Raw genomic sequence first — 11029 nt, 5'->3', positions numbered from 1 at the left:
CCACCGACTCCGGACCCGCACCACGGGCGATCAACGCCCGCGCCACCCGATTCGCCCGCCGCTGCAACTCACCAAAGGTCAAGAAGGTGTCCCCGAAACGGATCGCGACCGCATCCGGGTGTGACCACGCCTGCTGGGCGATCACATCCGGCAATGTCGCTCCGGGAACCCAGGCCCCCGGCTCATTCCATGCGCTGAGGACTTGATCGCGCTCCCCGGGCGCGAGGACATCGATGTCGCCAACCACAGTGGTGGCGTCGTCCGTGACGGCCGCGAGGACACGGCGGAACCGGCTCGCGAAGTCGCGCACGGTCGATTCGTCGAACAGGTCGGTCGCGTAGCCGATCACTACCGAAAGGCCCTGTGCGCCGGGCTGCTCGGCGAGGGTGATCTGCAGGTCGAACTTCGCGGGCGACACCTGCGGATCGATCCCGGACACCGTGAGGCCGGGCAGCTCCAGCGTCGCCTGCGCGAGGTTCTGCAGCACCAGCATCACCTGGAACAGCGGATGCCGCGCCGCCGAGCGGACCGGGTCGAGCAATTCGACCAGCCGCTCGAAAGGCAGGTCGGCGTGGCCGAACGCCGCGACGTCGGTGCTGCGCACCTCGGCGAGCAACGCGTCGAACGGCGTACCCGGCTCGACCTCGGTGCGCAGCACCAGGGTGTTGACGAACATGCCGATCAGGTCGTCGAGCTCGGCCTCGCCCCGGCCCGCCACCGGAGTGCCGATGGCGATGTCCGAGGTGCCCGACAGCCGGGCCAGCAGCACCGCGAGCGCGGCGTGCACCACCATGAACAGTGTCGAATTATGTTGCTGGGCGGTGCGTTCGAGCGCGGCGTGCAGCTGGGCGTCGATGTCGAAGGCGTAGGTGGCTCCGCGATAGGAAGCCTGCGCGGGACGGGGCCGATCGGTCGGCAGCGGCAGTTCCTCCGGCAGAGCGGCGAGCGTGTCGCGCCAGTACTCGGCCTGCTGCGAGATCAGGCTCTTCGGATCGGTCTCGGAACCGAGGACCTCACGCTGCCAGAGGCTGTAATCGGCGTACTGGACCGGCAGCGGGGCCATGGCCGGGGCCACACCTCTGCTACGCGCTTCGTAGGCCATGACCAGATCCCGGGTGAGCGGTCCGAGCGACCAGCCGTCGGAGCTGATGTGGTGGGCGACGAACGCCAGCACATGCTCGGTGGGGTCCTCGGCGCTCGCGGACGCGACCTCGAACAGTGCGACCCGGAACGGGACCTCGGTGGTGACCTCGAATCCCGCGGTGACAACCGCGGTCACCGCCGCGACCAGGTCGGCCGCGTCGACTCGGGTGGGTGCGAGGCCGATCGATACCTCGTCCGTCGTGAGCACCCGCTGTATCGGGCCGTCCGGCGTCTGCGGGTAGATCGTGCGCAGGATCTCGTGCCGCGCCACCAAGTCGGCGACCGCCTGTTGCAGCGCGGCGACGTCCAGGTCGCCGGTGAGGCGGATGGCGGCCGGGATGTTGTAGACCGACGACGCCGGATCGAATTGGTTGAGGAACCACATGCGCTGCTGGGCCAGCGACAACGGAATCCGCTCCGGACGCGGGCCAGCGACCAGCTCGCGACGGCCACCAGCACCCGCGTGCTGCTCGACCTTCGCCGCCAATCCAGCCACAGTCGAGGCCTCGAACAGCACCCGCACCGGAACACGCGCATCCAGCGCCGCGCCGATACGCGCCGCGACCTGCGTCGCCAACAACGAGTTACCACCCAAAGCGAAGAAATCATCATCCGCACCGACACGCTCGACACCCAGCACCTCGCCGAACACCCGCGCCACGATCTCCTCGATCGGCGTCGAGGCCGCACGGAACGCTTGAACCTCGAACTCCGGCTCCGGCAACGCCTTACGATCCAACTTGCCGTTCACATTCAACGGCAAAGCATCCAAAACCACGAACACCGACGGCACCATGTACGACGGCAAACCCGCCGACAGTTCCGACCTCACCCGCCCCACATCCACACCGGCACCGCCATCGGCATCGGCATCGGCATCGGCAGCCACCAGATACGCCACCAAACGGTCACCGGTCTTCGGATCCGACTTCGCGATCACCACCGCCTGCGCAATTTCGGGCAGCGCCAACAGTGCAGCTTCGATCTCACCCAACTCGATACGGAAACCACGAATCTTCACCTGGAAATCCGTACGACCCCGATACTCGAGCTCACCACTACCGTTCCACGCAACCAGATCACCCGTGCGATACATCCGCGCTCCAGCCTGGAACGGATTCGCCACAAACCGATCCGCCGACAAATCCGCCCGACCGAAATACCCACGCGCCAACTGCGCACCCGCCAAATACAACTCACCCGACACACCCACCGGCACCGGCCGCAAACGCGCATCCAGGACATACACCTGACTGTTCCACTCCGGCGCACCGATCGACACCGACACCTCATCAGCACGGGTCACCCGATGACTGGTGATCGACACCGCCGCCTCGGTCGGACCATACAAGTTGAACAACTCAGTACGCGGGTTCTCCCGCAGGAACCGCTGCGCCACCGAACCCGGCAACGCCTCACCGATCGCCAACACCCGCCACAACGAATCCGGCAAACCAGCGCTCAGCAACGCATCCAGCATCGACGGCACCACATGCAACGTGGTGACCCACTCACGCGCCATCAACTCGTTCAAATACGCCGGATCCCGATGACCATCCGGTGAAGCGATCACCAAACGGCCACCACACACCGCCGCCGACCAGAACTCCCACACCGACAAGTCGAACGTCGCCGCCGTCTTCAACAAGATCGCATCAGCGGCGTCCAGGCCGAATTCGACGTTCTTCCACTGCAACTGGTTCGCGATCGCACCATGCGAAACAGCCACACCCTTCGGACGACCCGTCGAACCGGAGGTGAAGATCACATACGCCGTGTTCTCCGGACGCAACGACCCCACCCGATCAGCATCCCTCACCGTGGAAGCGTCCACCTCGGACAAATCCAGCTCATCGATCCGCACCACCGGCGCGACATCGGTCTCGAACTCCGCCTCCGCATTCGACAACACACACACCGGAGCCGCCGTCTCCAGAATGTAACTCGTACGCTCGGCAGCCTGATCCGGATCCACCGGCACATACACACCACCGGACTTCGCCACCGCATACATCGCCACAACCAAATCCACCGAACGACGCAACGCCAACGCCACCCGCGACTCCGGACCCACACCCAACGAAACCAAATGCCGCGCAAGACGATTCACCCGAACATCGAGTTCGGCATAGCTCAGCTCGACCCGGTCGCCGTCGATCGCTTCGGCGACAAGCGCCGTAGAGCGCGGTCCGGCCGCGACGCTGGCGTCGAGCAGCGAGACCAATGTCGCGTTCTCGTCGACGCGCTGATCGGTGGCGTTCCAGCGCTCCAGCACATCGTGCCGCTCCGCAGCGGCGAGGATGTCGATATCGCCGACCGCGACGTTCGCATCCGCGACCACAGCCGCGAGGATCCGCGAGAGCCGCGCCGCGAAACCCTCCACCGTCGCCCGATCGAACAAATCCGTCGCATACGTCAAAAACCCACCAATACCCGCAGCCGCACCCGACTCCTCATACCCATCACCAACAATCAAATGCAGCTCGAACTGCGACACATCCAAATCCGCATCCACACCAGCCACCGACAAACCCGGCAACTCCAACACCGCACGCCCGACATTCTGAAACGACAACCCCACCTGGAACAACGGATGACGCGCCGTCGACCGCGGCGGATTCAACACCTCCACCAACCGCTCGAACGGCACATCCGCATGCGCGAACGCGGCGAGATCCGACTCACGCTGCTTACCCAGCAGGCCGACGAACGACTCATCCGGCTCGAATCGCGTCCGGAACACCAGGGTGTTGACGAACATGCCGATCAGATCGTCGAGCTCACGCTCACCACGACCCGCGACCGGCGTTCCGATGGCGATATCCGCGGTGCCGGACAAGCGAGCGAGCAAAACCGCGAAAGCCGTGTGCACGACCATGAACAGCGTCGCGCCGTGCGCACGCGCCAAGTCCACGAGACCCGCGTGAGTCGCCGCATCGATCTCGATGTCCACGCGCGCACCCGCTAGCGACGCCACCGCGGGGCGCGGCCGGTCGGTCGGCAATTCCAGCAGGTCGGGCAGGTCGGCCAGCTCGGCGCGCCAGAACGCGATCTGCCGTGCGGCGAGCGATTCCGGATCGGACTCCTCCCCCAGTACCGCACGCTGCCACAACGCGTAATCCGCATACTGCACCCGCAGCGGCGACCATCCCGGAGCGTCGCCCGAGGTACGGGCCGCGTAGGCGATCATCACATCGCGCACCAGCGGCCGCATCGACGACGCGTCCGCCGCGATGTGATGCACCACCACCGCGAGCACATACGTCTCGGGCGCTCCATCGACCTGAAGGAGCACGGCCCGCAGCGGGACCTCGGTCGTCACGTCGAACGGCGTCGCCGCCAACGCGTACACGCTGCTCGCCACATCGGACTCGGCCAGCACCCGCGGATCCAGATCCACCGAGACCTGCGCGGCGGGCAACACCACCTGCACCGGACCGTCCGGCGTCTCCGGATAGACCGTGCGCAGCACCTCGTGCCGCGCGACGACATCGTGCAGCGCCGCCCCAAGCGCGGCCACGTCCAGTTCGCCGGTCAACCGCAACGCGAACGGCAGGTTATAGGCCGCCGAACCGATCTGCTCCCCCGCGTCGTCGGTCTGGTCGAAGCGGTTGAGGAACCACATCCGCCGCTGCGCCAGCGACAACGGCAACTGGTCGGGTCGGGCGATGCTGCCCAACTCCACACCGCGCTCACCATGCGTGCGTGACTCGATCGCCGCCGCCAACGCCGCGACGGTCGGCGACTCGAACAGTGTCCGCACCGGTACCCGCGCACCGACCGCCGCACCGACCCGCGCCACGACCTGGGTGGCGACCAGCGAGTTTCCGCCGAGCGCGAAGAAATCGTCGTCCGCGCCGACCCGCCCCAATTCGAGTACTTCGCCGAACACCCCGGCCACGATCTCCTCGATCGCGGTCACGGGCGCACGAAAATGCTTGGCCTCGAAGGTGGGCTCCGGCAGCGCCTTACGATCCAGCTTGCCACTGGAGTTCAACGGGAACTCATCCAGCGCGACGATCGCGGCCGGAACCATGTACGCGGGCAAGGTGTCGCCGATCGCGGACCGCAATGCCACCGGGTCGATCCGGTCGCCCGGTGTGGGCACGACGTAGGCGACGAGCTGGTCGCCCAGCGCGGACGGCGCGACGAGAGCCACGGCCTGGCTCACGGACGGTTGAGCCAGCAGCGCCGTCTCGATCTCACCCAGCTCGATCCGCTGACCACGAAACTTCACCTGGAAGTCGGTCCGGCCGAGATAGTCGAGCACCGCGTCATCCGCGTCTTTACGCCACACGACGAGGTCGCCGGTCCGGTACATCCGCTCGCCGGTCGCGAACGGGTTGGCCACGAAGCGGTCCGCGGTGAGATCGGGACGACGCACATAACCGCGCGCCAGCTGATCACCCGCGAGATACAGTTCCCCGGGAACGCCCACCGGGACGGGCCGCAACCACGAGTCGAGCACGTAGACCCGAGTGTTCCACTGCGGCAGGCCGATCGGCACCGTGCGCTCGCCCGCCGCCGCGGGCCAGTAGGTCACCGACACGGCCGCCTCGGTCGGGCCGTACAGGTTGTGCACAGCGGCATCGGACACCGCCTGCACAGCGTCAACGGTCTCCGGCGGCAACGCCTCGCCGATCACGAAGACGTGCTCGAGCGTCGGGCAGCTTCCGGGTGCGGTGTGCGCGGCGAAGACCGTCAGCATGGACGGCACGAAATCCGTTACCGTCACGCCCTGCGCGGCAATGGTCTCCGCGACGTAAGCAGGGTCGCGATGGCCGTCGTGCGTGGCGACGACCAGTTTCGCCCCCGCCCGCAACGGCATGAAGTATCCCCACAGCGAGACATCGAACGTCGTCGCCGTCTTCTGCAAATACACGTCGTCCGGGCCCAGCGGGTACTCCGCGAGCATCCACGCGATCTGGTTGTTGATCGCGGCGTGGGCCACCGCGACGCCCTTCGGCCTGCCGGTCGATCCCGACGTGAAGATCACGTACGCCGGATGGTCCGGCAGCACCGGGCGCACCAACTCCTCGGCACGCACCGGGGCGTCGTCGAACCCGTCGAGTTCCAGCGTGTCCAGGGCCAGGGTCGGGACCTCGCCGGGCAGAGCCGTCGCGTCCGCGCTGGTCGTTACGACGCAGAGGGGACGAGCTGTGTCCAGGATGTGCGCTATGCGTTCGGCCGGATGATCCGGATCCAACGGCACATACGCCCCACCCGCCGCCACGATCGCATACATCCCCACCACAAGATCCAACGACCGCCGAACCGCCAAACCCACCAACGACTCCGCACCCACACCCTGCGAAATCAACAACCGCGCCAAACGATTCACCCGCGCATCGAACGCCCGATACGACAGCTCGACACCCTCGTGAACCAGCGCGACCCGTTCCGGGTGCGCCTCGACGGCACGGCGGTAACCGTCCAGCAGCAACTCGGGACGGACCGGGTAGCGGGTGTCGTTCCACTCGTGCAGGATGCGATCCCGCTCGACCACGTTGAGCAGGTCGATTCCGCCCAGCGCGCGATCGGGGTCGGCGGCGATCGCGCGCAGCAACCGGCTCAGGCGCGCCGCGAACTCGGCCACCGATCGCTCGTCGAACAGATCGGTGGCATAGGTGAACATGCCTGCCAGGCCCGCGTCCGGGCCCTCCTGCGGCGTCATGGTCAGCTGGAGGTCGAATTTGGCCACCGCGCCGTCGAATTCCACCGCGGCGACCGACAGGCCCGGCAGCTCGAGCTGCGCCTGATCCATGTTCTGGAAGAACAGCGCCACCTGGAACAGCGGATGATGCGCCTGCGAGCGCACCGGGTCCAGCACCTCGACCAAGCGCTCGAACGGCAACTCGGCATGTGAGAAGGCCGCGAGGTCGCGTTCCTTGGTCGCCTCCAGCAGTTGGGTGAACGAGGCCGCCGGATCGACCACGGTCCGCAGCACCAGCGTGTTGACGAACATGCCGACCAGATCATCGAGTTCCGCTTCGCCGCGGCCTGCCACCGGCGTGCCGATGGTGATGTCGGTGGAGCCGGACAACCGGGCGAGCAACGCCGCGAAGGCAGTGTGCACCACCATGAACAGCGAAGCGCCACGGGCGTGCGCGAGGTCGTCGAGCCGGGCGCGGGTCGTCGCGTCGATGCTGAAGGTGAAGACGCCGCCGCGCCCGGAGGCCGTGGCCGGACGCGGCCGATCCGTCGGAAGATCGAGCCGATCGGGAATGCCCGCGAGGGCCTCACGCCAGAATGCGATCTGTGTCGCGGCCACGGAGCGCGAGTCGTTCTCGTCGCCGAGCACGGCATGCTGCCACAGCGTGTAGTCCGCGTACTGCACCGGAAGCGGCTCCCAACCGGGCGCGGTGCCCGAGCTGCGCGCTACATAGGCGGTCATCAGGTCGCGCACCAGCGGGGCTATCGACGTGCCGTCGGCCGCGATGTGATGCGCGACGACGGCGAGGACGTAGTCGTCGGAGCCGATCTGCGCGAGCGAAAGCCGCAGCGGCACCTCGGCCGCGACGTCGAAACCGGCGGAGGCGAAGATACGCAGCCAGTCCGGGAGCTCGCCGGCGGCCAGGCTGTGCGGCGTCAGATCCGGGATCGCCTGGACGGTAGGCAGGACGACCTGGTACCCGGTCCCGTCCACCGCCGGATACACCGTCCGCAACGTCTCATGACGCTCCACCACATCCGCGACCGCCGCCTGCAACGCCGCCACATCCAACACACCCGACAACCGCACCGCGAACGGAATATTGTTCGCCGCCGAACCAGTATCGAACTGATTCAAAAACCACATCCGCCGCTGCGCCAACGACAACGGCACCCGCTCCGGACGCTGCAGCGCCACCAACGCGGGACGAGCCGCGCCGGTGTCGAATTCGGCCAGCCGGGCGGCCAGCAACGCGACCGTCGGCGCTTCGAACACGGTCCGCGCGGGCACCCGCGCGCCGATCGACGCTCCGAGCCGGGCCGCGACCTGCGTCGCGATCAGCGAATTGCCACCCAGCTCGAAGAAATCGTCGTCCGCGCCGATCTCGTCGCCCGCGCTGAGCAGGTCGCCGAAAACGCCCGCGACCAACTGCTCGAACGGACCCGACGGGGCACGGAACTCCTTGACCTGCAACCGCGGCGCGGGCAGGGCACGGCGATCCAGCTTGCCCACCGGGGTCAGCGGGATCTCCTCCAGCACGGTGAGCGAGGTCGGCACCATGTGCACCGGCAGGCTGCGCTCGGCATGCGCGATCAGCTCGTCGGTGTCGATCGAGCGACCGCCGGCCGCATGCACATAGGACGCGAGAATGGTGGCGCCGCTGTCGAGCTGGTGGCCGACGGTGACCGCGAAATCGACCGTCTCGTGCGCGGCCAGCACCGCATCGATCTCACCCAGCTCGATCCGGAACCCACGAATCTTCACCTGGAAATCGTTGCGACCCAGATACTCCAACTCACCATTCGGCGTCCACCGCACCAAGTCACCGGTGCGATAGAGCCGAGAGTGGTTCGGGTCGAACGGATTCGGTACGAAACGCACGGCCGTGAGGCCGGGACGCAGCTGGTAGCCGCGAGCCAGTTGCGGTCCGCCGATGTACAACTCACCGACCACGCCGATCGGTACCGGCACCAAACGCTCGTCCAGCACGTACTCGGTGGTCGCCTGGATCGGCGCCCCGATCGTCACCGGCTCCCCCGGCACCAACGGCGCGCTGATATTGGTCATGATCGTGGTCTCGGTCGGGCCGTACCCGTTGTAGAACTCGCGCCGGCCGTCTGCGATGGGACGAACCCAGCGCCGCACCAATTCCGGCGGGCACGCCTCCCCACCGGCCACCACCACGCGCAACTCGTCCAGACCCTCGGGGTTCACCGAAGCGAGCGCGGCCGGGGTGATGAACGCGTGGGTGACGGCTTCCCGGCGCAACAGAGCCGCCAGCTCGTCGCCGCCGTAGACCGTCGGCTTGACCACGACCATGGTGGCCGCGCCGCCCAACGCCAGCAACAACTCCAGCACCGAGGCGTCGAACGACGGCGAAGCGAAATGCAACGTCCGCGACGCACTCGTCACCCGATACCGATCACGCTGCTCAGCGCAGAAACTCGCCAACCCCGCCTGAGTGACCACCACACCCTTCGGCATGCCCGTCGACCCGGAGGTGTAGATGACATAGGCGGGATGCTCGGCGCGCAGCTGCCGCAGCCGATCCGCGTAGGTGACCGGTTCGGTCGGGTAGTGCTCCAGTTGCCGGGCGCAGGTGTCCGAATCGATGACCAGCCATTCGATCTCGCTGGGCAAGTCCGCCACGACGCGCGCGACGGCGAGCCCGAGCACGGCGCCGGAGTCCTTCACCATGTGCTCGACGCGATCGGCCGGATAGTTCGGGTCGACCGGAACGAACCCCGCACCGGTCTTGGCCACCGCCCACACCGCCACCACCGACTCGATCGACCGCGGCACACCCACCGCGACCAAATCCTCCGGACCCACCCCACGATCGATCAGCAGACGCGCCAACCGCGTGGACCGTTCATCCAGCTCCGCATAGGTCAGGTGTCCGCGTGAGTCGACCGCGTCGGCGAAGACAACCGCGGTGCCGGTCGGATTCGCCTCGACGGCGGTTGCCATCAGTTGCGGGAGCGTGGTGACCCTGGGTCGCCGGGTGCGCGTGGGCCGCACCCGCGCGGGCCGCGTCACGCGAGCCCCGCTTCGTGTTTCCTGGTTCCCCACCCAGAGGCCGGCAGACTATTCCCCGACAAGCGAAACATGAAAACTGTGCACATCCTGCCTGTTCGAACACGTCCCTGACACATTTCCAGCGGACGCCCTGATACAGCAAACCAACCAGCTGTGTGCATAGTCACACAGCTGGGGGCTTGCGTCTGACTGTGATTCGCTTCACTCGCTGTCGAACAGCTCGGTGAACTCGACGATAGCGGCCACATTCGTCCAGGGTCCCGCGGGCACGGCGCCGACACCATTGTCGAGCACCACAGCGTGCAAATCCTCCAACGCCGTCGGGTCGAGCCTGTCCAGCCCGGTCCGATCAGTCACCAGATGACTTACCCATTCGTCGGCGAGCGACTCGGTCAGCGCGCCGTCCGCGTCGACGACCAGCACCACCGACGCGCCCACCGACCCGGCGGCGACCACCTCGACCAGCGCGGCCGCCGACTGCGGGCTGCCGTGCTGGAAGGTGCGCGACTCGAAGGTCAGCTCGGTGCGCGCACGCAGCCGTCCCGCCGCCGTGGCCAGGTCGTCGTAGCTGAACGCCTGCGCGCCGACGAACGCCGGGTCGTTGCCGCGCAATGCGCGCGTGCGGTGCGCGTAGGTGACCGGTCGCGGTGATTCGGCCGCGATCTCGGCGACGACGGTGGCATCGTCCAGTGCCAGCCAATCGACCGCACCGATCGAGCGGGAACCGCCGACCGTCAAGCCGATCTTGATTTCGAGGTGGTCCGGCAGTGGCGTGTCGAGTGCGTCGACCGGGACCAGGGCTGCGCCGGTTTTGAGTACGGCCCAGGTGGCGATGACGGCTTCGAGGCCGCGGTCCAGCCGGACCGCGACGCCCGCGCCGGGTCCGCAACCCCGCGCGATGAGCACCCGCGCCAACCGCGACGAGCGCGCGTCGAGGTCCTGGTAGGACAGGGCGTTCTCACCGGAGACCACCGCGGGGCCGTCCGGGTCGTCCTCGACCGCCGCTGCCAGCGCCTGGGTCAGCGCCGTGCCCGCGGTCGCTGTGAGCGGTTCGACGCTCACCGGCTCGGCCGCGGCCGTGATTCGTTCTCGTTCGGTGTGGTCGAGGATGTCGATGTCGCCGATGGGGGTGTGGGGGTTGGTGGCGATGGTGGTGAGGATGCGGTGGAGTCGGTGGCCGAGGGTGTGGATGGT

At 67.4% G+C, this 11029-nt stretch carries 2 protein-coding genes; both read right to left on the bottom strand.

The window, feature by feature from the left end:
• On the bottom strand, positions 1-9835 hold a 9835-nt coding region (locus tag M8859_RS36445; RefSeq protein WP_372492978.1), incomplete at its 3' end, for a non-ribosomal peptide synthetase.
• Between the two features lie 201 nt (positions 9836-10036).
• The coding region (locus M8859_RS36440; protein WP_249645661.1) for an AMP-binding protein at positions 10037-11029 on the bottom strand (993 nt) is incomplete at its 5' end.

The sequence above is a fragment of the Nocardia sputi genome, from assembly GCF_023501985.1.
This window is presented reverse-complemented; position numbering and strand designations above follow the sequence as displayed.